Source organism: Scytonema hankhaensis NUACC26, from assembly GCF_045865695.1.
Classification (GTDB): Bacteria; Cyanobacteriota; Cyanobacteriia; order Cyanobacteriales; family Nostocaceae; genus Scytonema.
On sequence record NZ_BAACAP010000214.1, the window covers coordinates 47,921 to 71,982 of the forward strand.

The window sequence follows — 24,062 nt, forward strand, 5'->3', positions numbered from 1 at the left end:
CTTACGCTACAACTAACGCTTGTGGTGCAGCTTGCTGAATACGACTCATTAACCAAGCAATTTGCCGCTTGGTTTGACCGTTACACTTCTCACAAACTGCTTCTAATTCTTTGTCGCGTAATGCCCTTGCCGCTTGCAGCAGCACTATCCAGCACAGTTGCACCTCGTTTGCCATCAACCAGAGGTCGTGTAAATCTCGTAGGAGGGCAAGGCTACCTGTACGAGGTTCCTTAAATAAGGCTTGGGTAAGACGTTCGGGTTCGTCGCTTTTCTCTTCTGCATAGCGATCGATGAGTGGTTTGAGTGCCTCAATGTTGACACGCGATCGCTCTGCCAGAAATTCGCAGATTTGGGTGATATCAGGTTCATCACCATGATGTGAAGCAACTGTCATCAATGCACGATTCAGTTGTTCCTCACTGTGATGAACTAATGCCAAATAATTTCCAACGTGCATTTAACCCTCCACTTTCCGAATGCGAACAGCTGCGTATTTAAAGTGGGGTTGTTTGCTCACGGGGTCCCACTCAGTAATAGTTAATTCATTTGCCGCACGAGTACGTCCAGGGTCATCCCAATTACCGTAGTGAAAGGGAATGAATAGCGTTCCCGGTATAATATCGCCAATCTTTGCAGGTTCTACCACCTTGCCCCGACGCGACACGACCTGTATCAAATCCCCATCAGCAATACCGTACTTTGCTGCATCCTCCTCGGAAATCTGTACAAATGCATCAGGAGCCGCATTGTATAAATTCTTCGCTCGACCCGTTTTTGTGCGCGTGTGAAAGTGATATACTAACCGTCCGGTGGTCAGCCAGAAAGGATATTCATCATCCGGTTGCTCGTGCGGTGGTCGGTAATCGGCTGGTTTGATTAAAGCGCGCCCCTTGGGGTCATTTGCTCGATATTCTTGTTCCGAAACAGATGCACCTGTATCAAAATCTTGTCCGTAGGATTCGCAGTAATCAGCAGCAGTAGCGAAGATGTTGTCGGTATAAAGGTTATTCACCCCATTAGGAAATTTTTCGTTGCAGGGCCATTGGATGCCAGAACCACCCGTAAGTTTGGCATAACTCAGACCTGTATAATCGCAAGGACGACCGCGAGTGCATTCCTTCCACGCTTCAAACGCACCTTCTGGGTCACTCCATTTAATTAAAGGTGCGCCATCCTTGTCGCGAAAGTTCATACGGCGAGCGTAGTCAAGGAAGATATCGAAATCAGAACGCGCTTCGCCAGGGGGTTCGACTGCTTTATGCGAAATATGTACCGTGCGTCCGGCGTTGGTAAAGCATCCAGTTTTCTCACCCCAAATCGCCGCAGGTAACACCACATCAGCAAACTCGGTGGTTTCTGTTAAAAAGGCGTCCTGAACAATCACAAACAAGTCATCCTTCCTCAGAATACTGCGAATCCGGGAGAGGTCTGGCATCGAAACAGCCGGGTTCGTAGCGCTAATCCACAGCAGCTTAATTGAACCCTGTTCGCAATAACGGAAAATCTGCATTGCATGGGTGGGTGGACTCCAATGGGGGATGATATCAACATCAACATTCCACAAACGCGCTAATTCGGCAACATGGTTGGGATTCCCCCAGTTACGGAAACCAGGTAAGTCACCATCAGCACCACATTCACGGGTATTCTGCGCCGTTGGCTGTCCATTCATTTGCAGGATTCCGCAGCCCTCTATACCAATCAAACCCCGAATGATATGAAGATTGTTCACTTGCACGGCTGCGGCTGTCGCTTGCATTGATTGATACACGCCTTGCAATACGGTAGATACCAGCGTTTTTGCGGTTCCCAGAATGTCTGCTGCTGCCCGTAACTGCTGTGCAGGTACTTTGGCGACTTGTTCCACCCGTTCTGGAGTCCAGCAAGAAACTGTCTCTTTCAGTTTGAGAAAGCCAACTGTGTGCTTGTCGATGAACTCGCTGTTGATGTGTCCGGCTTCAATAATTAGGTTGAGCAAACCATTCATCACCGGGACATTCGTGCCAACTTGCGGTGCTAAATGAACATCTGCCTCTTTTGCCGTAAAGGTGCGACGGGGGTCAATGACAACCAGCTTGGGGGGATTCGGACCCTTTCGCCTGTCTAGAATCCGCATCCACATAACAGTTTGCTGCGAAGCGATATTATGTCCAACGTGGAGAATTGCCTCTGTGGTATCAATATCGTGGTATCCGCCAACTTGCCCGTCACAACCGAAGGACTCCTTCAGCGCTGCGGCTGCGGTTGCTGTACAAAGACGGGTATTGCCGTCCATGTGAGGTGTACCGAGTCCGGCTTTACCGATGATGCCGAGGGTGTAATATTCCTCGATGAACAGTTGCCCAGTAGTGTAGAAGCCGATCGCTTGACTTGTATGCTGGTCAATAATCTCTTTGGAACGCTGCACAATCAAACCCATTGCTTCGTCCCAACTTGCACGCTCAAGCTTGCCATTGCGACGAATGAGCGGATGAGTGAGGCGGTCTGGGCTGTTGTTTGCTTCCCATCCATGCAGCCCCTTGGGACCAAGCCGTCCCCAGTTTACTGCATCCACTGTGCGACCCCGCACACCAACGATGCGACCATCTTTGACACCGATATCCATACCGCAGCCATTGGAGCAGAGGACACAGGCAGATTGTACCCAAGAGTCTGGTTCTTCTAGAGTGCGCTCGTCAACTCGTTCAAACCAGCGATCGAGGTATGGGGTGCGATCGCCCCAAATGTCAGCAATACTATCACGGCTCTGGTGCATGATGAATTTCTAATTTCAAAGAAGTAAAAAGTACGTCTTTTAACCAGCATAAAAATTTTACCAATAGCTACATTTTCTCTTTAATTAAACAACAAAAACTTTTGATTAAGCTAAGTCAGAATTATTACAAAAATAATTTTGTAGCTAGTAAATTGCTGAATATCAAAACTTTAAATTGTTTTGTTTGTCTAGCTTTTCTGCCTCAAGATAGAAAAGATATTAATTTATTATGCGATCGCGAATACAAATAGTCTCTATATGAGCGGTTCGAGAGCGATCGCCAGTATTCTGCGTTTGTAATGAGTCAGAAACGTCGTACTAATTTGACTGCGTAAACTGGAACTATAATTAAATATCTAAAATGACCATAGCAGTCCAGCCATCATTGGTTTTTTCCAATTGAAAACGGTGCAATGTGACTGCTTTGACATCCACTCGCTGTTCGTGGCGATCGCGATCTAGTGTTTCTCCCTGAGTTATTGCAGTTAAATGGTGCTTGCCATCTTTCTCTTCAAATTCAATTTGCTGTGTCCGCAACAGCAGTAGTTCACTGTCTTTGTAGTAGACAAATTCTTGAAGAAAATTAAATAACAGAAGATCTAATTCGTCATCTTCTAAGCGAAAAGTTCGTGTTTCTTTTAGTTCTATTGATTCTAAATTTTCAATCATAGTATTAATTGTTGCATCACCTGCTGCTTTAAAAAGCTCCTGTAAATCTTTTCCCCAAGCAAGAAAGGCAATATCAGCAGTGGCAACATCTTCAAGGAATTCATAAGGCATAAAATAAATATATCTCCATTCAAAACAGGTTATTCAGGAGCAAACAAAATGGTGCATACATCTACTGCTCGCATATTTTCAAGCGCTCGATAATTTCCAATTTTCTTTCCTTCACCTGTTTACCAATAAAGACTAACTCTGTTGCTTCTTGTTCAAATGATTCTAAATCCCATCGTCCAGCAACAAAATTAAATAAATAAATACCGTCTGAAAAACGGACAAATCCTTTGGCTCTGTAAACATTTGTTTCCAGGCTATCCGCGAACTCCTCAAAACATGGACGACTGATAATAGCAGGAGTTTTGTAAATAAAAGATTCAAACTCTGGTTGATGAACGTGATGTGGTGGCGCTTGTACGCGATTGCGATCGATACCAAAAAGTAGATCTAAATCTACCTTTCCCCGATAGCTACGCAAAATCGAGGTAGTTTCATTAATAGAATGTAACTTGTCCTCTACAACCTCTAACTCTTTTTCTGAAATCAAATCAATCTTGTTGAGAAGAATAATATCTGCAGCCTCTATTTGTATCTGGGTTGTGTGACCAACAAAAGGATATTTCACCAATGAATCGGCATCAATAACAGTGACAACTCCATCCAAGCGCACTTTTGGTAAACTCTCTTGAATATCAAAAACCAGTGCATCCGGTTCTGCCACTCCTGTTGTTTCCACTATAATATGTTCGGGGTCAACAGAATCAATGATTTCATCCATAGCAGCTTCAAACTCACCCAGCAAAGAACAGCATACACAACCGCCACCCAAGTCTGCCATTTGAACATTTTTGCCTTGAATGATTTTGGCATCAATAGCTATTTCACCAAACTCATTCATGAGAATTGCAATTTTTTTAGGTACTGTTTCCAGAATATGACGTAACAGTGTTGTTTTCCCACTTCCAAGTGGTCCTGTGATAACTGTAAGTGGTGTGCGAATTTGCATATTTTTATCCCTTAATATTCCCAATGGGAGTTAAACGTACCGCCCGCTTGCTAATTCCGGCTAACGAAGCCGCTTCAATCACATCATCAATATCTTTGTAAGCAGCACCTGCTTCTTCAGCTAGCCCTGCATAGGAGGTACTTCTCACATAAATACCCCGCTTTTGCATATCTTTTTGTAGTTGTTCTCCACGATAAGTTTTTCTGGCTTTTGCCCGACTCATTGTGCGTCCGCTTCCATGAGCAGTACTGAAGAAAGTTTTCTCTCCACTGGGTACTCCTACTAGTAGATAAGAGCCAGTTTCCATACTGCCACCAATAATGACTGGCTGACCGATATCTTTATACTTTTCAGGAACATCTTGCATACCGGGACCAAAAGCACGAGTGGCTCCTTTACGATGTACGAGGAGCGATCGCTCTTTCCCATCAACGATATGGCGCTCTAATTTAGCAGTATTGTGGGCAACATCATAAACCATATGCATACCCATTTCTTCTGGCGAGTTACCAAGAACTTCCGAAAAGACTTCTCGAATGCGGTGCAGAATGACTTGACGGTTGGCAAAAGACATATTAATTCCGCATTTCATTGCTGAAAAATAAGCTTGACCTTCAGGAGAATGAAAAGGCGCACAAGCTAATTCTCTGTCTAAAATTTTGATACCGTACTTGCTCTCCATCACTTTAAGAAAGACTTGCAGGTAGTCGGTAGCAACTTGATGACCAAATCCGCGACTCCCACAATGGAACATGACTACCACTTGATTGGGAATAGTAATTCCCATACGTGCAGCTAATTCCTTATCAAAAATGTGTTCTGGTCGAGCGACTTGAATTTCCAAATAATGATTGCCAGAACCCAAAGTGCCAATTTGATTGAAACCTCGGTCAATTGCTTTTTCACTGATTTTGGAAGAATCAGCACCTTTTAAACATCCTTGCTCTTCCATCAGTTCTAAATCCTCTTCCCATCCGTAGCCATTGCGAACGCACCACTCTGCGCCTTGCTCAACGACTTCACGAAATTCATTACGTGAGAGTTTGACAAAGCCAGTGCTTCCTACTCCTGCGGGAACTTTTTGATAAAGCTTATCTACCAGCTTTTTGATATCATGTTTCACTTCATCGTAGGTCAAGTTTGTGGTCATTAAGCGCATCCCGCAATTGATATCAAAACCGATACCGCCAGGAGAAATTACACCCCCTTCTTCTATATCCATCGCCGCCACGCCACCAATGGGAAAACCATAGCCAAAGTGTCCGTCAGGCATACATAAAGCGTACTTGGTCACTCCAGGAAGTGTTGCTACATTGGTAACTTGGTCGTAAACGGCTTCATCCAAGTCCTGAATTAACTTTTCTGTTGCATAAATTCGAGCAGGAACCCGCATCCCTTCTTTATAGGAAACGGGAATTTCCCAGATTGTGTCAGAAATTTTGTTTAAAAATTCTTTGATAGCCATCTTTACTGTATATCTTTTTCTATTTGCAAAAATATCCATATACAATAGAAGCCCTTGCTCTGTTACAACCTCTTCCTAAAGAAGCGTCTTGCTTTTCTAGTGTATGATTTAGTTTTATGAGTTTGATGATGTAGGTGATTTAAATAATAAAGATAGAAATATTCATAAATATAACGGTTTTCAATTGGGTGCAATGGATAAAAAAGTTATGGAACCGCAGCCCGTAGCAGACGAACGCGGACAAATCTGTACTTCTTTCAAGTGAGAACCGCTATATCTAACAGAGTCTTTTCAAGCATTAGTTTGTATATGGGAATTCATCGCAGTAATTTTACTTAAACAATTTCACTGAACTAGTATTACAGGAAGGATAATTCTCAATCTTATGTCTATAGATATATTGCATTTTATTGAAAATCGGTATCTCTCTCCTTGCCAAATACTAGAGCGAGGTTAATATAGCAATCATCCAGTTGTAAAAGTTACTCCAAAAACACTTATGACAGTGACTGTTGATACTCAACGTACAGGGCGCTTTATCCATTGGTGGCCTTACGTTGCTCTCGGTGCTTCTACACTCGTATTTTTATCTTTGATTATTGCTCCATCTTTTAAGCAAACCCTTGTGAATAAGGAGGTGCAAGTTAAAGAAGAGGAGCCTTTTAAAATCCAATCACTACAATTGAAACCTCAGCTAATAGGTGCATTGCGAGTTGATGTAAATGCGATCGTACCCGATAACAGATGGGTCACATACGAAATTCAGCTTTTAGACAAACAAGGTAAGGTTTTGGCTTCTGGAATTAAAGAAGCGTGGAAGGAATCAGGCGTTTGGTCTGAAGAAGGAGAAACAGGAACTTGGTCTGAAGAAGATTTGACAGCTGGTTTAGACGTTCGAGCAAAGAAAAACGAAGAAGTTACCCTTGCTCTAGCAGTATTAGGCTACGGAGAAACTAGTGGGAAAGAACTAGCTGAAGCCGTACCGTTTACAATGACTGTCGAAAATGGAGTCATAGATACACGTCCTCTTTGGGGAGGGATATTTTCGTCTACTTTCTTCTCTGTTATGGCATTGTTCGCCACTCGCCGCATTGGTAAAAAAGCTATTTCCGCAAAAATTAATGACAGCGATCCAAATGGTCGAGAAACAGTTGGTGGCGCAAATCGCCTCGTGCGGGTTAATGTAGATATCCAATCTGACGAAACATCTCCGCCGGAACTAGAAGTTTACTTATCCATTAAGGATGCTTATGGAGAACAAATTTATGCTAATTCTTTTCCCGTAAAACTCTCCTTTACAAAAGAGAAAGGAAGAATTACAAAGGTGACAGGAAACTTAGAGAAGTTTTTCATACTCCAACAACGTGCTTCCTACGGTTTTCACGTAGAAGTTTTACCTGATGAACCAGTCGATCGGACATCACTGATTGTTCGAGACGGCGTTCGTACTTTAAAACCAGTAGAGGCGATACGTATACAGTGTCCAGTGACCAGTGACCAGTAACCAGTTACCAGTTACCAGTGACCAGTTACCACCTGACCAGTGACCAGGGGATAAGGGAGAATCGCTTATACTTCAATGCCCAATGCCCCATGCCCCATGCCCCATGCCCAATCCCCAAAACTTATGTTTGCAAAAATTTTTGCCGGAATAGCAGTCCTACTCGCCCTCATGTCCATAATCGATAGCTACAGTCAAAAGTCAGCTTTTGTACTGCGCGAAGAAAAACAAGAAAACTATGCACCCCGATATGAGACTCAATTATCGGGTTCCTACAACAGTAGCGGAGTTTGGATCTATACCTCTACAACTCGAAGTTATTATGGCGACTTTCAAGGTGGAGGTCCTGGTAGTGGAAAGTAAAAACATTTCCACACTCATGGTTCAACAATCAATGGTTAACAATATATGGAACAAGAAATAGGAACATCTCTAAATTCAATAGATGCGGAAAATACTCGAAGTCATAATAGCTTCTTAAACAGCAAGCAGCGCAAACTCTTGCTAGCAGCAGCAGCAATCTCTTCTGCTTGCGGATTAGCTGTAGAACTTTTACTGGGAACTCTTGCAAGTTACCTCGTCGGTAACCAGGCTTTGTCTTACGGAATTGCAGTTGGGGGCTTTTTAGCAGCAATGGGTGCTGGTTCTTACCTCAGCCGATTTGTTGCAGCAAAAACAGAAGGGCGCTTTCTTCAAAATCAGTTACTCCTCGCTTTCGTACAAGTAGAGTTAGCGATCGCACCACTCACAGCCCTGCTACCTTTAGGGTTATTTGCCCTATTTGTGCTTGATGGTTCCATCTGGTTGGGATTAGTTCTTGTGACTATTTTGTTGGGATTGCTAGCAGGATTAGAAGTCCCACTCCTAACACGACTTGTAGAAGTATCAGAAGGAGTGCGAGAAGCCTTAGCAGGAGTTTTAGCACTAGACTATCTGGGCGCACTGATCGGTTCGCTCCTTTTTCCAGTACTCCTATTACCCTGGTTAGGAATGTTTCCCACAGCCTTTGTACTGGGTTCATTTCCGGCTTTTATGGTTTTCGCGATTGGGCGATCTTTTCCTCAACTGCGACGCTGGGCTTACTTGGGATTAATGGTAGGCGTACTGCTGTGTACTTTGGCACCAATTTCTATACCTATTAGTAACAATTTAGAAAATAACTTATATAAAGCACCTGTAATTAAGCGCATTCAAACACCTTATCAACGTATTGTTCTGACAAGACAAGGACAAGACGTGCGGCTGTTCCTAAACGGCGATTTACAATTTTCTACACTAGATGAATATCGCTATCACGAAGCACTCGTACATCCAGCAATGAGTGCAACTCCCAACAGAAAGCGGGTACTCGTGTTAGGGGCTGGAGACGGTATGGCAGTGCGGGAAGTGTTAAAGTGGCGTGAAGTTGAGAAAGTCGTACTGATTGAACTCGATCCAGCCGTTGTAAAGTTAGCGACTCGTCACCCGCAACTGGTGCAGGTTAATAACAAAGCTTTAACCGATCCTCGCGTTGAAGTCATTAACGCCGATGCTTTTACAACTGCCCCAGCTTTGAAAGACACCTTTGATGTTATTATCGCCGACTTTCCCGATCCAGACCAAGAAATCCTTGCCAAACTGTACTCAGATGGTTTTTATCGGCGTTTAATGGGACGACTAACCGACAGTGGCGTGTTAGTTACTCAAGCATCAAGTCCATTTTTTGCCCCTAAAGTTCTAAGTTGTATTGCTGAAACTCTTGCCCAAACTGGGCTTGCAGTACATCCTTATGTAGTAGACGTTCCTAGTTTTGGTCCTTGGGGTTTTGTAATGGCTTCGCGAGCTGTTGTTGAGTCAGATAAGCTTGAACTTCCCGTAGCAACACGCTTTCTCACTCCAAATATTCTGCACCATTTATTTGAACTACCTAAAGATGTGCTGCTAGGTAATACTAAGGTGAATCGCTTATCTGACCCCGTAATTGTTCGTTACCAATTGGATTCTCGTTGGGTTTCGTATTAATTATGACATTAATTTGGCTTGGAATTCTTATTGTTGGAACTGTTGGTGTTGTTTTGTTCGTACTTCAACAACAAGGAAAACTTTTGACTGGTAGTCATCGTAAGGAACTACCATCGCTACATCGCACGGTTTTTAATTTACAAATTGGCGATATTGTGCAACATATGGGTATCGACTGGGTTGTGGAAGGTCACCTAACTTATACTGTTGGTGAATTTACTTGGTCTGAGTATATGTTGCAGGATGGCGATCGCATTAATTGGTTGTCTGTGGAGGAAGACGATCGCGTGGAGGTTGCATTGTTAGAATCTACAAACCAGTTAGATATTAGCGAAGAACCACCACAGCAGTTAAACTTTGCGGGTGAGACATTTCGATGTGTTGATTCTGGCACAGCAAGAATGACTCGCAAAGGTACAATTAAAAAACCATTCGCTTCCCGTTGTAAATATTTTGACTATGAAGGTTCTAATAACAAGGTGCTTTCAGTAGAGATTTGGGATGGAGAAGTGGAAGTGACTGTCGGAGAACTTATTAACCCCAGATCGCTGCTGATACTACCAGGTGATGGGAAGAGAGTCTATGACGACTAGAGTCTCAAAAGACCTTACAATAGAACACAAATACTAAAAAATAGTCTTTTACGTCTCAACCGATGACAGAAGATAGTTAAAAGTGATTGGAAAAGTTGAGAAAACGCAGCGTTTTTCTGTTATTGACTTTCAGTGCGGAGCAAGGTGGCATATTTCCCCCCTGAGTGCCACAACTCCTCATGCGTACCTCTCTGTACCACTTTCCCTTGCTCCAGTACAATAATTTCATCACAATCGCGAATTGTACTGAGTCGGTGAGCAATGACAATACAAGAGCACCCGCGTCGCCGCAAATTCTTATCAATAATCAATTCTGTTTGAGCATCCAGCGCAGAAGTCGCTTCATCCATAACCAATATTGAGGGGTTCCGAACCAAAGCACGGGCAATTTCTAAACGTTGGCGCTGTCCGCCACTCATGTTCATTCCTCCTTCAATCAACTTGGCATCATATCCCCCAGGCATAGATACAATCAAATCGTGAATGGCGGCATCAGAGCAAGCCTGCACTAAGTCAGTTTGTGATACTGTCCAATCCCATAGAGTCAGATTTTCCCGAACTGTCCCAGCAAATAGAAAAATATCCTGTTCTACCATTGCCAAAAAGTTTGCCAAAACAGAGCGAGGAATCTGGGTTCTGGGTACACCATCAAAGCAAATTTCCCCTTGCCAAGGTTTGTATAAACCGCAAACGAGTTTAGCAATTGTAGATTTACCAGAACCACTTCCCCCCACTATTGCGACTCGTTGACCGGGCTTGAGAAACAGGTTAAAGTTCTCAATTAAGGGATTTTCCACTCGGCTGTAGCCAAAAGTGATATCTCGTAACTCAACGTAGCCCTGTAGTTGAAAGGAGATTGGGGAACTCAGGGTTCCCTCTGGGGATAAGAGGCAATGGGGATTGTGCAACTGTGAAGAGTCAGACTCTTTCCCATACCCGATGCCTGATGCGCCATGCCCCATACCCCTCTGGGCTTCTGCATCCACAGAATTCTGTAGTGCATCATCTAAACGGTTTAAGTCAGCTTCTAAATCTTGCAGCGTACTACCGAAATTGACTAGACGATCGAGCGGTTCCAAGAAACTGGCTGTTAAACTCTGGTACGCAACTAGCATTCCAATACTGAGGCTACCATTCATGACTCGGAAACCGCCGATAATTAATATAGAAGTTATGGTTAGTGCTGTTAAAAGGGTGGGTAATATTGTGAGAATTTGAGTTTGTAAAGCTAACTCCTGCTGGGCGTTGAGTGCTTTGGCATAGTACCCAGCAAATTTAGCAAATGAGTCAGACTCAAGCCCGTTCGCTTTGATTGTTTCTATAGTTTGAATGCCTGCGATCGCCACTCCATTGACCTTACCATATTCAGCCGCCAGCTTCATATTTGCATCAACACGAGTCTGCGATAGGAACTGGAGGGCAAAAAAGTCGAGCGCCGCAAAACCAACTGCGATCGCACTCAGTACGAGGTCGTATTGAACCATAATGAGAAAGTAAAAGACCATCATCACAGCGTCGATGACGGTGGTTGCAAGGCGACCTGAGAGTATATCTGCTACTTTATCATTAAGTGACATCCGACTACTGATTTCACCTGCATAGCGTTGAGCATAAAACCCAACTGGCAAGCGGAGAAGATGCCAAAGGAACTGCCCTGACATTGTAACTGACAACTTCAGCATCAGCAAGCGCAGGTAGGTAAGCCGCAGTCTGGCAAGTAGCGCTCGCAGTATACTCGTGAGAACCATTCCTATTACCAACGATCGTATCCAATCTTGTCGCTCAGTAATGAGAATTTCATCAACAAATACCTGAGTAAAACCGGGCACTGCCAACCGAGGGATTGTTAGCAATAGTCCTGCAAAAAAGCAGAATAGGATGATACTGCGTGAGTGTTCCAAACGTAAGGCTAAAGCAGTAATAATGTTACTTTTTCGACCGCCAGTTTGAAATTCCGGTCCTGGCTGCATCACCAAGACGACGCCAGTGTAAGCACGGTTAAACTCTTCTAGAGAAACTGTCCGGCGTCCTGTGGCGGGATCGTTGAGGTAAACGCGGTTTTTGGCGAACCCCTCTACCACTAAAAAATGGTTGAAATTCCAAAAGACAATGTAGGGGGGACTCAGGGTGTTGAGGTTTTCCAACAACCTTTTCAAACCTTTGGCGTTTAAGCCATAGTTCCGGGCTGCTTTGACGATATTAAAGGCGTTGCTACCATCTCGGGAAATGCCACACTCGCGTCGCAGTTCTGCTAAAGGGACAATGCGCGAGTAATAGCTGAGAATAATTCCGAGGGCAGCAGCGCCACATTCAGTTGCTTCCATTTGCAGCACTGTGGGGGTTCGGACGCGAGGAGTTTGTGCTGGCTGTAGAATACTCCTGATAAAAGCAAGTGGCTTAACCTTGAAAAACATTAAATCTACCTTAATAAGTTAAAGATTGGGAGGCGCAGCACTGGTATTCAGAATGCAAAAACCTTACTGAATTCTTGCTTCTTGCAACAAAATACGCTTTTTAAGTATTAGATAAACAAATACACCTAACTATTTATACACGTTTAATAATGTATTGTAAACAAATATACAGAACTGTTTATATATGTCGAATGGTATATCGTAAAAAAACATACCCAAAAAAAATCAAAAATTTCTAAAAATCAGAAATACTTAAAGCATTTTTGGTGTTTTATTTTTCCCATTGATTTAACCCTCTCTCAAACAAAGATACTTGATTATCTCAAAACCCCTTCTGCAAGCCAATTCCCAGAGAGCGAGGATTGATAAAACTGATTATAAGAAAAACATATAAGTATAATTTTTTGATTTTTTTGAAAAAAAATACTTATATCTAAAGATAGATATAGAAAGATACGGAAATATTTTACAAAGTTAACTGTAGTTACTTAACAAAAAGAGACTGACAAAATGGTTAAGAATGAAGCCGTAACGGAAACTACTTTGGAAGCGAAGGAATGGGAAGGAGAACTGGATGATGCAGATTTAATAGCTGTGTCTGCTGGCGCTGACGGCTATGTTACAAAATCTTTCGAGGAGCTAGGAAAGAACATTGGTGCATACTATACAGATCTAGGACAGAGCATTGGTGCAAACTATACAGCTCTAGGTAAAGGTATCTCTGACACAACGAAGGCTGCATTCGGCTAATCCATATTCAATTAGACCTTAATTGAACGTACAACCTCGATTTACTTTGGTAAATTTTTGTACCACCTCTAGTGCTTCGAGCGTTCCAATACCTAACCCTCTTTTATCGATCTGGTGAGAGAAAAACACCATACCTCATTTTGAACAACAGACATAATCAAGCTTTTGGCGCTATTATCCCCTTAATTGTCATTTAACTCTCTATATGTGCGAAAATCCCTAATGGTAAGGGTTATAGATGATTCTCCAACAAAATTGATAAAAGAGGGCTAAAAATGCTTGGATAAGTATCAAAAAAAGGTAAGAATTTATACCTTTAGACTACCGTAATTTTTTGTGCAGCTAGCAAGTCTTTATTACCCTGTAAGACTTACTAGCTGCTAATCGCTTTTTAGCTGCATATATAAGTACTTATGGATAAATATTTATATATTTTTTAAATCAAATAAAATCGCTGTAATCCAGCACTATTCCCTGTTCCCTCTCTCAACTAGATAATTTATTGTGCATGACTACTTATAAAAGACTTTGATTCTTCTTCTTACAAGCGTACAAGGAGATTTTTAAGTATTAGATAAACAAATACATCATCCTATAGATATATGCCTAATTACATAGAGTAAATAAAGATACTAAAAAGACAAATTAAAATTTTAAAAAAAAGGAAAATACTTAAAGTAGTTTTAGTATAATAATTTCTTCCATCAATATTACTCTGTACAAAATAAAAATATCTGAGTATCTCAAAACTACTTATATAAGATGACTACCAGAGGGTAAGGATTGGTGAATCTTTTCATAAGTTTTTTTTATAAGTAAATTAGTTTAGTTTACTTGCAATATTAAACACATACCTCCATAGATATATATACAAGGATATGTAAATCTTTTATAACAATAAGTGTAATTACCCAATAAAAAGAGAGAAACAAAATGATTAACAATGAAGCTGTAACCAAAGCTACCTTAGAAGCAAAGGAATGGGAAGGAGAACTGGATGATGCTGATTTAGTAGCAATTAGTGGAGGGGCTTTGGTGAACGGACCTGTGTTTAACGGACCTTTATTTACTACTAGAGATGTGTTTATATTGGGTGGAAATGGAAGTGGAGGTTTTAATGAAACTTCTCATACCCACACCCATACCAATACCAATAATGATAATAATAATAATAATAATAGTATCTAAAGGGAGTCAACAATACAAATACGGTCGGAAACTAAACATCAATTTTGGATATCAGGAACTTCTAAATAAAAAAGTATCACAAAATTGCTTGTGGTGCGGGCGGAGACGCCCGTACTTGCTATTACTAGAGAACTGTATGGACTCTCTATGTGCGATCGCATTAACCACCAAATTAATAAATACCAGTCAAAGAGCGGAATATAGGAATAACGTAAGAGATAGGTGCCACTTCTCCTATTTTGACCCGAACTTCCGCAGTCGTACCCGATGAAATTTGTAGTTCGGGACCTTTGGAAGAAGACCATTTGTAACCACTGACAGTGGAGGGGTCTTCTTGCAGTTGAATGTCAACTTGCACGCGAGCTGCGTTACTATTGGCAAGGTTACGAGCTAAGTCTTCGTTACCAACTTGCGCTGTAATATCTTGAGTGGTAACAGGAAAGGGAGAAACGTTCGTTACTACCCCAATGATTCCACCAAAGCGATCGCGCTTAACAACGCTGGGTGTTACTTGTACAGTCATACCTGGTTTTATCTGTTTACCATCCTTATCAGCAAAGTAAACAAGACTGGACAGTTTTGTATTAGAATCTTCAACTTCAATCGTTGCAATCCGGGTACCGGCGCTAACAATTTGACCGGGAAGGACGCCAACTGACAGGACGCGACCATCAAATTTGCTCTTTATTTGGCTCGACTGAGTTAATTGCAGTTTTAAGGAGGCAATTTTGCGTCTTACTTCCTGAATTTGATTTAATTTGCCTACTGACTTTTCCAAATCCTGTTGAATGAGTTTGGTTTTTTGAGCTTCAATATCTTTAATTTTGGTTTTGATGTCGTCAAGTTTATTCAAATTTTGCAGGTACTCCCGGTCTGCATTAGTTTTTTGAACTTGAATTTCTTGGATGTTATTTTTGATATCATCAATTCTACTAAGGTTTTGTAGATATTCCCGTTCGCTCGACGTTTTTTGAACATCAAGGTCTTTAAGTTGTGTTTGAATATCATCAAGTTGTGTCTGTTGGTTCAACAAGTCCTGCTGGGCTTGAAGCACTACATCCTGGCTAATGACTTTTTGTTGAAATAGACTCCGACGAGTTGAAACTCGTTGTTGCAAGGTTTGCAGTAATGAGCTAATTTTTTGCTTTCGCTCTAAAAGACTTTTGCGTTTTTCTGCTATTGCGGTGAGAGTTTGGTTGTACAGTGTGGGTACGACTTGTTGTCTTACCAGGCTTTGCTCGAGACTTTGTCGTTTTTGCTCTAACGCTCTTAAAGTTTCGGAATGTAGCGTTGGTGCTACTGATTCTCGACGCAGGCTTTCTTCAAGGTCTTTTTGCTGCTGCTCGAGAGTTCTTTGCGACAACGCTATTTGTTGTTTTTGCAATCTATCAGTGTCCTGGTTTTGCTCTTGCAACTGAATAAATTTTGCGTTTTCTTGTTGTAGTTGTTGCTTAATATTAGATTGATCTACGATCGCGAGTATTTGATTCTGCCTAACGACATCTCCTGGCTTAATGTTTAAGGTTAACAATTGACCGCCACCAAGTGATTGAATTTGTACCACATGCCGAGGTCGGATCAACACTCCAGAACCTGTGACTGTGAGTGGAATTCGCCCAACTACACTCCAAGTACCAGCTACAAAGACCAAAAAGCCCATAGACATTAAAGGCATCCAAGCTTGGCGGCTTGTTACCTGCATCAGTTTGTCAAGTTGCTCTGGAGAGTTTAAGCGTAAGAGGGCTTCTTCACGGAAGAGTTTTTTCGCGTTATTGGACATCTCGTATATTTTTTCTTTTAGAGTTATTTCGCTTTAGGGATTTCCAAGAAATAAATTATCCATCTTGTGGGACGGGCGTCCTCGCCCGTCTTCTACTGGTGGCGGGCGAGACGCCCCGCAGTTGCTTCAACGGGGGGCTTTGGGATCCCCTCTGGGGTTGGGGGGAAACCCCCGCAACGCACTGCTCTTCGCACCACAAGAGAAAGTTAAATATTTTTTTATTTGGAAATCCCTTATCGGGCATCTTGTATATTTTTCTTTTGCATTTACGCAACATTTAAGATACGATAGTCCGTCAAAGATACGTACTTTTGCATTTAAAGTTAGAAATATTATACCATATTACTGTACGGGATATGATATCGTGTCCGGTAGCATAACCCACAGACGCAAAGAGCGATCGCTTAATGCTGCCGCGACCAATTGAGTATTATTAACTTGATTCGATTTGTCGGGCTACTAGTTGAGCAAATAACCCCTCAGTATTAACCAGTTCCTCAAATGTACCTACTTGCACCACACGACCGGCTTCCATTACATAAATTCGGTCAGCATTGCGAATTGTGCTCAGTCGATGAGCAATAACTATCCGAGTCGCATTCAACTGTTCTAAACTCTGAGAGACGATCGCTTGGGTACGGTTATCCAAAGAACTAGTAGCCTCATCCATCAAGATAATTTTCGGCTGATTCACAAGTGCTCTAGCAATTAACAATCGCTGCCGTTGTCCCCCGGAAAGATTGGTACCGCCTTCACTAACAACTGTGTGCATCCCCATAGGCATTTGTGCGATATCATCAGCCAAACCTGCCATTTGCGCCGCTTCCAGAGCTTGAGCGTGCGAAACTAACGCTCCGGCAGTGATATTCTCAAAAATTGTACCTGTGCCTATGCGACCATTCTGTAGCACTACCCCCAATTGCCTCCGCACAGCTTCAAGATTGAGTTTTGCCAAGTCAAAGCGATCGTAGAACACTGTTCCCGATTGTGGAGTTTCAAACCCCAACAACAACCTCAATATAGTTGACTTCCCACTACCCGAATGTCCTACTATGGCTACAAATTCCCCAGGTTCTGCATGGAGACTCAAGCGATCGAGAATTGGCAACCCATCGTCACGGTAGCGAAAGGTAACATGGTCTAAAGCTACGCGACCCCTCAATTCACCTGGGTTTGCCTTGGTAGAATCGTACTCTGGCTGCGATCGCAAAATCGGTTCTGCCCTCTCCCACAAAGGCACAATCGCCAAAATATCAGTCAGCGTATTGCTCAGGCTAGTTACACCTCCAATAAAAATCCCCAACGCAGCATTAAAAGCCAAAAACTTACCAGCAGTTAATCCGTTGCTAGCAGCCCGATCCATTTGAATCGATGAAATCGCAAACCAATACAACAGCGCCGAAGTCACAAGGGGTAAAACCTCGTTAAACACAGAAACCCCATCTACAATTCGTTGGAAGCTAGCCTTGAACATCATTTGCTGGCTGTACTGCTCCGCCCAAGCCGCAAATGCCCGCTCTTCTGCCATCGCCACCCGCAACTTGGCTACCCCGTTAATAAGTTGTACTGTCAGTCCATTAATCTCGCCAATCAGTTGTTGTTGGCGACGCAATTTGCGTATTAACAGCGAGCTAGCAAAAGTAGTGACAACAGTGGTTAGAAGGGCTATACCTACACCTACTAAAGCGAGTTGCCAACTGTAAACAAACATCAGCACCAAGTTTAGTAGAGCAAACAGTGCGCTTAAAAGAGTGCGTTGCGTTCCTCCCGATAATTTCTGACGAATCTGGTTCACCGATAAAACGCGGTTTACCAAGTCACCAGAGGAATAGTCGCGAAAAAATGCCGGACTTAATCTCAGCAGTCGGTCCCAAATTGCAGGCTGCAATGCGCTATCGGCAACGTTTTCGATTCGCAGCGAAATTATGCCTTGGGACATTGCAAACGCTGTCCTTCCCACAAGAAGTGCAAACAACGCTAGCCCTATTTGCCCTAACAAGCCGCGATCGCTATCTGGAATCGCATTATCAATCAGAAGCGCCGTTGCCTGTGGCACAACCATTCCTAGCCCCGAGGCAACAATCCCAGTTGCCAAAACTAAAATTATGTCTTTCTGATAACCCTTGACACCAAACTGAAACAATTGTATTACATTGTTGACGATGTTGGGTAATGGTCGGTAAAATTGGTAAGCTTCTGTTGCTAGTGTTGCGGCTACTACCCGATTTACAACAGTGCGAGTCTGCGTTATGGGGTCAAACAAAATATAACGGTTGCCTGCTGGTAACAGGGCTACTGTTAGGTTTTCTTCTTGGGTGTAAGCTAATAACGGACCGTGCTCGTGAAGCCACCAGTTATCCTCTAGCACTACGCGACGGGTGCGAATTTGGTTCGAGCGTGCTAGAGCTTCTACCGGATCTTCAACTCGACTAAGATCCTCTGATTGCGCGGGCGGATTAATCGTTATGCCCATTGCTCGTGCAACTGCTCCCGCCGCCACCAGTAAGGGCGTTCCTGACTGAAAAAATGTAGTTTCCTGCTGCGGTTGCAATACAGCAGCTAACTTAGAAAGTGCAGAGCCTACTACCTGACGATTGAGTTGCTCTCGTTCCACAACAGAGCGACTTGCTGCCTCTGTTTCCTCCAGTAGTAGCAAATTCAAATAATGGAAGAAATCAGTATGTAGATCGGCTAAAATGTTTGGCAGTTGGGTCGCCAATTCCTGCTTTGTCAATGATTTGTAGCGCTCCTCATTTGTCGCTATACCAGAGTTAGTGAATATTCGAGCGAGGTTGTTTACCCAATTTTCTGCAAAGGCTGTTGCACTAGCTTCCCCTGCTGCTATTTGTGCTGCTAAATCTGCTATTGTAATTTGAAATAATTCTGTTGGCTCGATTGCTACCGCCAAAAAGGATTTTGGATTATCGATTGCTGCACCAAACAACGCTTCACCAGCTCTAGCACTAAACAGATAGCGACGATGTCTGGCAACAACTCGCTCCGCGTCTACACGCAAAGCGGCTTGTCGTAAGACATCGCCTAAATAATCCTCATCCTTGACTTCTGTTACAAACAATGATAACAAACCAGATTTAATAATCCATACCTTTTCTGGGTCATTCAGCAGTAGTGATTCATTTCCTTTGAGGCGATACAAGACTTCCATATTATGCAATCTACAACAGTCAATGCCAACGATTTTAATAAATCGCTGTCAATTTGTCGCTCAGGGGTTGCTGTCAGCTACTGAGCAAGAGAATGATTCGGCTAGTGGGCGGATAAAAGCCATCTTGGAGCAGTTGCCTCTTCTGTCACGCTTGCGCGAGAAAATAATTGAGGCGAATAATAGAATTCGCTGCTATATAAACAAAGTCCCTCCGGGTTCACCAGTTCCTTACAGAAAGGAAACCTTTCTGCAGGACTGGATTCACCGCCTACGCGGACTAACATGAAAACGGGGTTTCAAATTTTCTTTGACGAAAGTGATTAAAGAGGGATAAGATACCTTGATAAACCAGCTTGATGTGCGAGCTTTCCTTACCTCACGCGCCTCTGGACGCAGAGCTATAAAATCTTATAGTTCGGCAATCGCATCAAGTCCAGTTTCCTCTGACAACTGTTGCCGCGATACTGCCTCTATGAGTGTGGCAGTTTGTAAACGCTGATTTATCATTGTTTTCTTTTAGACTTTTACACCCAACCGTATTATCTCGTACTTTTATTCCAAAGTAAAATAAAAGTCACTTACTATATAAGTGTAATTTAGTAAACCCCTATGGGATAGATATATCACTCTGTGGAAATACCTAAATAGATATATATACAATTCAGTAGGAACGCCATATTATCAAATCAATCACTCAAGTCAGTGAAAACACACAAAACAAAGGTAATAAAGAATGAAAGTACATAACGTATTTGAAACCGCAACCAACACAATTGAAACATTCAACGAACAGGAACTAACTGATGCTGATTTAATGGCAATCAACGGTGGTGCTGGTTCTGATACAATTTTTACTGGTGTTGTAACAACAGTAGTTGGATTAGGGACAACAGTAATTGGATTAGGGACAACAGTAGTTGGTGTCGGGGAAGTAGTAGTCGGTGTCCTTCAACCTCGTCAACAATAGGTAAATTATTTAGGAAACTCTTAACAAGCTGGGTTAAGTATAACTATTAACTCTGAACTCTCTATTTGGAGTGCAATTATACCAATTCGTATGTATTAACCCCATAATACTTGATGCTCGATTCATCGTGACAAACTTCTAATACTTCCCCTAGAGCGCAACGTTATAACTAACACTACTCCCATAGTTTGATTAACTGGGCGAGTATTTGTGCCGAACTTAACTCCGGCTAATTTGATAACCAGCTAGTAGCTTACTTCCCTAGTAAGACTTACTAGCTGGTTTTGTTTTGGGTTTGCATCGTTGACAAAAGCCTCGGTACTTTTTGGCACATTTATCCAATGTTTCGTTCGCTAGCTGATACTTTTAAGCTGAACATAATTGAACTTTCATGGCTCAACTCAGCTACAACCTCAGTAGCAGAAACAGTGCTAACGAGGGTGGTATCCCACAACGCCTTCAGGAAAATCCCAAAGGCTCCTTGGAAATCACGTTTGATTTCCGATCCACAATGTGGACATTTAAACATCTTGTTACCGCCTAACTTGTGATGTACGTGTCCGCATCTCGTACAAGTTTTACTGGTATATTCTTCGGTGACTCGTACCAATTTGGAACCATAGCGGTTACACAAATGTTGTAAGGTTTGAGAAAATTCGTAAAACGCCCACGTCATCATTGCACGGGCTGATTTACTACGCAATTTGCGCTTTGACTTAGCCACCATTTGACTTGTTTCAAATGTTGGCAAGTAAATAATATCGTAATGACGAGCCAGATGTGATGCCACTTGTTTGTGACATTCACTCCGCAAATTTTTCATCCGTGTTCTCACTCGTTCCATAGCTTTTTTTAGCTGGTAACGATATCGATTAAACTTTCCTCCTTTAGCTTTATCATGCTGAGATTTTAATTGGTCTAAGTGGTAACAAAGTTTTGCTATTTTAGCAAAATCTCCAGATGCAAACTCAGTAAAACATTGACCGTCAAATCCTGTTAAAAATGTTCTCAAGCCTGGATCTAAAGCTATAACCTTGCCCTGACTAGTTCTTGCTTCGACCTCCATCTCTATAGGAAAGTTGGCGTACCAGCGACCCTTGTTGTAGGTTAACTCTGTCGCATTGGTATAGTCTATTAAACAGTAATCCTGTCCCCAAAACTCAGCCTTTTCTAATCCTTTTGACGACATCCAATCCCCGTCTTTATAATCATTAGGGTCGAATTGAATTGTTTGATTCTTGTCGCGGATCGAGCGAAATTTAGCTATTCTTAATCCAGCTAGAGGATTAGGTTTTCTGTTCTTGTTCTTCCCAATAAACTTGGGCTGCTTCTCTGTCTTCTTCCAAGCGGTGTACGCCTCGAATAAAGCATTATCCAGTGCATGAGCAATTCCTAAATCCTTGCACCATTGAGGAATTATTTCCTCGCCCAATGTCTTACAAAAAGACCGGAACTCTTTTTTCCCGCTAGCTCTTGTTTCTCCTTTAGTATTGATATAAGTAAACCCTTGATGCTTGTTAAGATATGCTATCGCATTGTTATAGACCTTGCGATTAGCGTGTATTCTCAACATCCAAACTTTCTTTGTTTCGCCCGTTGGGTACACTCGGTAAGTCAGGGTCTTCTTTAATTTTCTGCTTGTATTTTCTGAGTCCATAGAGTCTGCAACTGAAAACGTGGATGATGGCAAGAACATCTTCAAGCATTTCTCGTTCTGGGCTAAGAACATTGTTGTTGAGAACCAAAATTTCACAGTGGGAGCGCTTTGCCATCCATGCAATAAGATCGAACCCGAATCGGCAAAGTCGGTCTTTGTTGGCAACGACCACCACTCCGACATCGCCTGACAGAATTCGTTCCAGTAAGGCAAGTAAGCCTTTTCTTTTGAAGTTGAGTCCCGACCCGATGTCTTTGACGACTTCACAGCCGGGATATTCAACAGATAGAAACTGTATCTGTCTCTCAAGGTCAGACTTTTGAGAATGGCTGGAAACTCTAGCGTAAAGAACTGTTGGTTTATCTGGTTGCCGAACAGGGATAACTGAGTCAAGGTCGTATCTGCGTTGACCGTTGGGCGTTTTAATCGTTTTGATTTTGCCTGCTTCTTCCCATCTGAGGAGGGTTCTAAGTGTAACGCCAAGTTTAGTTGTTGCCACTCTTGCTGGGACATAATTTGCCATGAGCGTGAACATCGCTTGTCTTTGTGTGACCATGCTAACACATAATGTCAAGTTTTGTCATACAATGTTCAGTAAATTATGGACTAAGAATTAACTCTTGGACTTCATTCCCAAGCTCCGCCTGGGAACGAGAGGTCAAGAGACGCTAGAGTCTTTACAGCACTAAGGAATCAGCCTTGGTCTCAATCAACTGTGCCAATTCTTGCAAGAATGCTGCAGCGTGAGCACCGTAGATAATCCGATGGTCGCAAGTAATATTCACCTGCATTTGTTGTTTAATACCAAACAAACCATCGGTTGTCGCAACAACTTGCGGACGGGATGCGCCGATCGCCAAGATCGAACCTTGTCCGGGAGGCAAAATCGCGTCAAATTTATCTACGCCAAACATCCCCAAGTTGGATACCGTGAAAGTTCCACTGTTATACTCTTCCGGTTGCAATTGTTTTGCTCTAGCACGATCTACTAAAGATTTCCAATTGCGTGACAGAGAATAAATATCCACAGAGTCCGCATTTTGCAAGACTGGTGTAATTAATCCTCCATCATCCATTGCGACTGCTACAGAAATGTTGATGTTGGAATGGTACACAATGCCCTGTTCCGAGTAACTGGCATTCAGTAGCGGATGTTTTTGTAATGTTACAGCCACGGCTTTTGCCAATAGGGCTGTCATTGTTACGCCTTTAGACTTAATTTGTTTGTATAATTTGTCGAGGGCATCTGTGGTTATTGTGTAACCAACACGGTAGACGGGTACGGCAAGACTGGCTTCCATATTCCGCACTACAGCTTTTTGCAGGGTCGTCAACGGTGTTATCTGACCCGGAACTGCTGCAACAACTGGTGTAGGTGCAGGTGCAGGTCTTGCTGGTGCAACTGTAGTCGGTGTTGGTACTGATGGAATCGGTGCAACAGATGTAACTGTAGTCGGTAGAGGACTCGGTCTTCCTGTAGCTGCTTCCACATCCTCAGCTACAATGCGACCGTAAGGACCGCTACCAGAAATTCCACTTAGATCGACTTTTAGTTCTTTTGCTAACTTACGGGCGCGAGGAGATGCAACAGTCCGCCCATTCTGACGAGAGGAGCTACCATTGTGAGAGCCATTTGCAGGCTCTGTGACGCTTGTTGCCTCTGCAAGTTGTTTGCTAGAAGCAGTAGCAGCTACGACTTCTTTGCTTTGAGTACCGGAAGATTGGGCTTGAGTAATGGCAGTTTCGATTTCAGCTTCGGTTTCTGCTAACAGGGCAATCGCTGCCCCCACGGGAGCAGCATCACCAGCTTGCACTATGATATGAGCTAGATATCCTTCGTAAAAGGATTCTACATCCATATCGGCCTTATCTGACTCGACAACCACCACTGTCTCGCCTTTTTCCACTTTGTCACCTGGTGATTTTACCCAAGAGACGATTTTTCCCTCGGTCATGGTGGAACTAAGCGCCGGCATGAATACTTCGTGAATGCTCATAGGTGAGGTTTGGCGAGTTTAAACTAGCTTGTACCAGATCGAATTGTAACTTGACCTCGGACGTGAGGAACTATATTAAGCCTAATACGTCCGTTAATTTGT

The 24,062-nt window shown here is 42.8% G+C and carries 19 protein-coding genes; 8 read left to right on the forward strand and 11 right to left on the reverse strand.

Features of this window, described 5'->3' with window-relative positions; all coding sequences use genetic code 11:
- Window position 1: 1 nt before the first annotated feature.
- From ACKTT2_RS28095 to ACKTT2_RS28115, 5 genes are all read right to left on the reverse strand, one after another.
- Window positions 2-457 carry a hypothetical protein gene (locus ACKTT2_RS28095; protein ID WP_407892791.1) on the reverse strand — a complete coding sequence of 152 codons (456 nt, stop codon included), beginning with the start codon at window positions 455-457 and terminating at the stop codon, window positions 2-4.
- Complete coding sequence (locus tag ACKTT2_RS28100) at window positions 458-2,755, reverse strand: molybdopterin oxidoreductase family protein (protein ID WP_407892793.1); 2,298 nt, start codon at window positions 2,753-2,755, stop codon at window positions 458-460.
- Window positions 2,756-3,103: 348 nt separating this feature from the next.
- Window positions 3,104-3,535, reverse strand: a complete 432-nt coding sequence (locus ACKTT2_RS28105) for an archease (protein WP_407892795.1) — start codon at window positions 3,533-3,535, stop codon at window positions 3,104-3,106.
- Window positions 3,536-3,596: 61 nt separating this feature from the next.
- Window positions 3,597-4,481, reverse strand: coding sequence for a CobW family GTP-binding protein (locus ACKTT2_RS28110; protein WP_407892797.1), 885 nt, complete (start codon window positions 4,479-4,481; stop codon window positions 3,597-3,599).
- A gap of 4 nt (window positions 4,482-4,485) precedes the next feature.
- Entirely contained in the window at window positions 4,486-5,946 is a 1,461-nt protein-coding gene (locus ACKTT2_RS28115; RefSeq protein WP_407892799.1) for an RtcB family protein, read from the reverse strand.
- Window positions 5,947-6,445: 499 nt separating this feature from the next.
- Here ACKTT2_RS28115 and ACKTT2_RS28120 point away from each other — a divergent pair, with 499 nt between their 5' ends.
- From ACKTT2_RS28120 to ACKTT2_RS28135, 4 genes are all read left to right on the forward strand, one after another.
- On the forward strand, window positions 6,446-7,450 hold the full coding sequence (locus ACKTT2_RS28120; RefSeq protein WP_407892801.1) for a hypothetical protein: 1,005 nt from the start codon (window positions 6,446-6,448) through the stop codon (window positions 7,448-7,450).
- Window positions 7,451-7,573: 123 nt separating this feature from the next.
- On the forward strand, window positions 7,574-7,810 hold the full coding sequence (locus tag ACKTT2_RS28125) for a hypothetical protein (protein WP_407892803.1): 237 nt from the start codon (window positions 7,574-7,576) through the stop codon (window positions 7,808-7,810).
- A gap of 45 nt (window positions 7,811-7,855) precedes the next feature.
- Entirely contained in the window at window positions 7,856-9,448 is a 1,593-nt protein-coding gene (locus ACKTT2_RS28130; protein WP_407892805.1) for a polyamine aminopropyltransferase, read from the forward strand.
- A 2-nt stretch (window positions 9,449-9,450) separates the two neighbouring features.
- Window positions 9,451-10,041, forward strand: a complete 591-nt coding sequence (locus ACKTT2_RS28135; protein WP_407892807.1) for a DUF4178 domain-containing protein — start codon at window positions 9,451-9,453, stop codon at window positions 10,039-10,041.
- A gap of 119 nt (window positions 10,042-10,160) precedes the next feature.
- Here the strand turns inward: ACKTT2_RS28135 and ACKTT2_RS28140 are convergent, their stop codons facing one another.
- Entirely contained in the window at window positions 10,161-12,455 is a 2,295-nt protein-coding gene (locus ACKTT2_RS28140) for an NHLP family bacteriocin export ABC transporter peptidase/permease/ATPase subunit (RefSeq protein WP_407892809.1), read from the reverse strand.
- Between the two features lie 510 nt (window positions 12,456-12,965).
- Here ACKTT2_RS28140 and ACKTT2_RS28145 point away from each other — a divergent pair.
- Window positions 12,966-13,205: a hypothetical protein gene (locus tag ACKTT2_RS28145; RefSeq protein WP_407892811.1), complete on the forward strand. Its 240-nt coding sequence runs from the start codon at window positions 12,966-12,968 to the stop codon at window positions 13,203-13,205.
- Window positions 13,206-14,138: 933 nt separating this feature from the next.
- On the forward strand, window positions 14,139-14,393 hold the full coding sequence (locus ACKTT2_RS28150) for a hypothetical protein (RefSeq protein ID WP_407892813.1): 255 nt from the start codon (window positions 14,139-14,141) through the stop codon (window positions 14,391-14,393).
- Window positions 14,394-14,565: 172 nt separating this feature from the next.
- Here ACKTT2_RS28150 and ACKTT2_RS28155 read toward each other — a convergent pair whose 3' ends face one another.
- Together ACKTT2_RS28155 and ACKTT2_RS28160 are read right to left on the reverse strand one after the other, a co-directional pair.
- Window positions 14,566-16,173 carry an NHLP bacteriocin system secretion protein gene (locus ACKTT2_RS28155; RefSeq protein ID WP_407892815.1) on the reverse strand — a complete coding sequence of 536 codons (1,608 nt, stop codon included), beginning with the start codon at window positions 16,171-16,173 and terminating at the stop codon, window positions 14,566-14,568.
- A gap of 433 nt (window positions 16,174-16,606) precedes the next feature.
- Window positions 16,607-19,339, reverse strand: a complete 2,733-nt coding sequence (locus ACKTT2_RS28160; RefSeq protein ID WP_407892817.1) for an NHLP bacteriocin export ABC transporter permease/ATPase subunit — start codon at window positions 19,337-19,339, stop codon at window positions 16,607-16,609.
- A gap of 22 nt (window positions 19,340-19,361) precedes the next feature.
- Between ACKTT2_RS28160 and ACKTT2_RS28165 the strand changes: the two genes are divergently transcribed.
- Together ACKTT2_RS28165 and ACKTT2_RS28170 are read left to right on the forward strand one after the other, a co-directional pair.
- Window positions 19,362-19,625 (forward strand): hypothetical protein, encoded by a 264-nt coding sequence (locus tag ACKTT2_RS28165; RefSeq protein WP_407892819.1) that lies wholly within the window; start codon window positions 19,362-19,364, stop codon window positions 19,623-19,625.
- Window positions 19,626-20,072: 447 nt separating this feature from the next.
- Window positions 20,073-20,306, forward strand: a complete 234-nt coding sequence (locus tag ACKTT2_RS28170) for a hypothetical protein (protein ID WP_407892821.1) — start codon at window positions 20,073-20,075, stop codon at window positions 20,304-20,306.
- Between the two features lie 334 nt (window positions 20,307-20,640).
- On the opposite strand, the gene ACKTT2_RS28175 is transcribed toward ACKTT2_RS28170, so the two are convergent.
- From ACKTT2_RS28175 to ACKTT2_RS28185, 3 genes are all read right to left on the reverse strand, one after another.
- Window positions 20,641-21,879, reverse strand: coding sequence for an RNA-guided endonuclease InsQ/TnpB family protein (locus tag ACKTT2_RS28175; RefSeq protein WP_407892823.1), 1,239 nt, complete (start codon window positions 21,877-21,879; stop codon window positions 20,641-20,643).
- Window positions 21,860-22,486, reverse strand: coding sequence for an IS607 family transposase (locus ACKTT2_RS28180; protein ID WP_407892825.1), 627 nt, complete (start codon window positions 22,484-22,486; stop codon window positions 21,860-21,862). The genes ACKTT2_RS28175 and ACKTT2_RS28180 overlap by 20 nt, the downstream gene beginning before the upstream one ends.
- Window positions 22,487-22,640: 154 nt before the next feature.
- The gene (locus ACKTT2_RS28185; RefSeq protein ID WP_407892827.1) at window positions 22,641-23,960 is read right to left on the reverse strand and encodes a dihydrolipoamide acetyltransferase family protein; all 1,320 of its coding nucleotides are present in this window, start codon (window positions 23,958-23,960) and stop codon (window positions 22,641-22,643) included.
- Window positions 23,961-24,062 lie beyond the last annotated feature (102 nt).

What these genes read in the sequence shown, in the direction of transcription:
- ACKTT2_RS28135 (WP_407892807.1), top strand. Translation starts at nt 9,451, where the DNA reads ATGACATTAATTTGGCTTGGAATTCTTATTGTTGGAACTGTTGGTGTT.
- ACKTT2_RS28185 (WP_407892827.1), bottom strand. Translation starts at nt 23,960, where the DNA reads ATGAGCATTCACGAAGTATTCATGCCGGCGCTTAGTTCCACCATGACC.
- ACKTT2_RS28155 (WP_407892815.1), bottom strand. Translation starts at nt 16,173, where the DNA reads ATGTCCAATAACGCGAAAAAACTCTTCCGTGAAGAAGCCCTCTTACGC.
- ACKTT2_RS28140 (WP_407892809.1), bottom strand. Translation starts at nt 12,455, where the DNA reads ATGTTTTTCAAGGTTAAGCCACTTGCTTTTATCAGGAGTATTCTACAG.
- ACKTT2_RS28180 (WP_407892825.1), bottom strand. Translation starts at nt 22,486, where the DNA reads ATGGCAAATTATGTCCCAGCAAGAGTGGCAACAACTAAACTTGGCGTT.
- ACKTT2_RS28100 (WP_407892793.1), bottom strand. Translation starts at nt 2,755, where the DNA reads ATGCACCAGAGCCGTGATAGTATTGCTGACATTTGGGGCGATCGCACC.
- ACKTT2_RS28115 (WP_407892799.1), bottom strand. Translation starts at nt 5,946, where the DNA reads ATGGCTATCAAAGAATTTTTAAACAAAATTTCTGACACAATCTGGGAA.
- ACKTT2_RS28160 (WP_407892817.1), bottom strand. Translation starts at nt 19,339, where the DNA reads ATGGAAGTCTTGTATCGCCTCAAAGGAAATGAATCACTACTGCTGAAT.
- ACKTT2_RS28145 (WP_407892811.1), top strand. Translation starts at nt 12,966, where the DNA reads ATGGTTAAGAATGAAGCCGTAACGGAAACTACTTTGGAAGCGAAGGAA.
- ACKTT2_RS28095 (WP_407892791.1), bottom strand. Translation starts at nt 457, where the DNA reads ATGCACGTTGGAAATTATTTGGCATTAGTTCATCACAGTGAGGAACAA.
- ACKTT2_RS28110 (WP_407892797.1), bottom strand. Translation starts at nt 4,481, where the DNA reads ATGCAAATTCGCACACCACTTACAGTTATCACAGGACCACTTGGAAGT.
- ACKTT2_RS28170 (WP_407892821.1), top strand. Translation starts at nt 20,073, where the DNA reads ATGAAAGTACATAACGTATTTGAAACCGCAACCAACACAATTGAAACA.
- ACKTT2_RS28165 (WP_407892819.1), top strand. Translation starts at nt 19,362, where the DNA reads ATGCCAACGATTTTAATAAATCGCTGTCAATTTGTCGCTCAGGGGTTG.
- ACKTT2_RS28150 (WP_407892813.1), top strand. Translation starts at nt 14,139, where the DNA reads ATGATTAACAATGAAGCTGTAACCAAAGCTACCTTAGAAGCAAAGGAA.
- ACKTT2_RS28130 (WP_407892805.1), top strand. Translation starts at nt 7,856, where the DNA reads ATGGAACAAGAAATAGGAACATCTCTAAATTCAATAGATGCGGAAAAT.
- ACKTT2_RS28105 (WP_407892795.1), bottom strand. Translation starts at nt 3,535, where the DNA reads ATGCCTTATGAATTCCTTGAAGATGTTGCCACTGCTGATATTGCCTTT.
- ACKTT2_RS28175 (WP_407892823.1), bottom strand. Translation starts at nt 21,879, where the DNA reads ATGTTGAGAATACACGCTAATCGCAAGGTCTATAACAATGCGATAGCA.
- ACKTT2_RS28120 (WP_407892801.1), top strand. Translation starts at nt 6,446, where the DNA reads ATGACAGTGACTGTTGATACTCAACGTACAGGGCGCTTTATCCATTGG.
- ACKTT2_RS28125 (WP_407892803.1), top strand. Translation starts at nt 7,574, where the DNA reads ATGTTTGCAAAAATTTTTGCCGGAATAGCAGTCCTACTCGCCCTCATG.